The sequence below is a fragment of the Diplocloster hominis genome (assembly GCF_032380655.1).
GTDB lineage: Bacteria > Bacillota > Clostridia > Lachnospirales > Lachnospiraceae > Diplocloster > Diplocloster hominis.
In genome coordinates this window covers 1-525 of sequence record NZ_JAWDIY010000100.1, presented here as the reverse complement: position 1 = coordinate 525, position 525 = coordinate 1, and the positions used below count along the sequence as shown (strand labels likewise).

The 525-nt window shown below is 36.2% G+C and carries 1 protein-coding gene; it reads right to left on the bottom strand.

The genetic code is table 11. The annotated features are described in order from the left end of the window. Window positions 1–15: 15 nt before the first annotated feature. Window positions 16–525: transposase (locus tag ABC831_RS26440; RefSeq protein WP_343251055.1), on the bottom strand; the 510-nt coding region annotated here is incomplete at its 5' end.

Here is a 525-nt window from a genome sequence, read left to right as displayed (position 1 = left end):
CCCATAGGCGCGAACTTAAGAAATTAAACCGGGAAGAATAACCATATGGAATTCGTGATTTTGATTGATTCTATGTCGGTTTCGCATAGACAAAAAACGATAAAACCCCTCATTATTGACATCGACAAACCGACTCCACGACAGGCATAGAATCTCCTTTATTTGTAAAAAATCCAGCTTACTTTCTTCCCAGCAAGAAATATTTATTTTTCTTATTCGCTCCTCTTTCTTTTTTAACATACTTTCTCTGCGAATCCTTTTTTGCTCCGTCATAGTCCATAGAATCAACCATAGCAATACCATGGACTCGGCATAGCATTCATTTGCCATCCGTATCGTGGTAATTTGAAGATTTTGTTTGAACCGTTTCAGTAATAGCTCGACTTGCCAACGACTTCTGTATAAATAAAGAATTTCTTCTCTGTCATACTCCATCCCAAGCGAAGTAATTACTATGACATAATCCGCATATAATAAAGTTTTCTCTTGTATGTTACATTGTGTTTTTCGCGCTTTTCTTTTTTT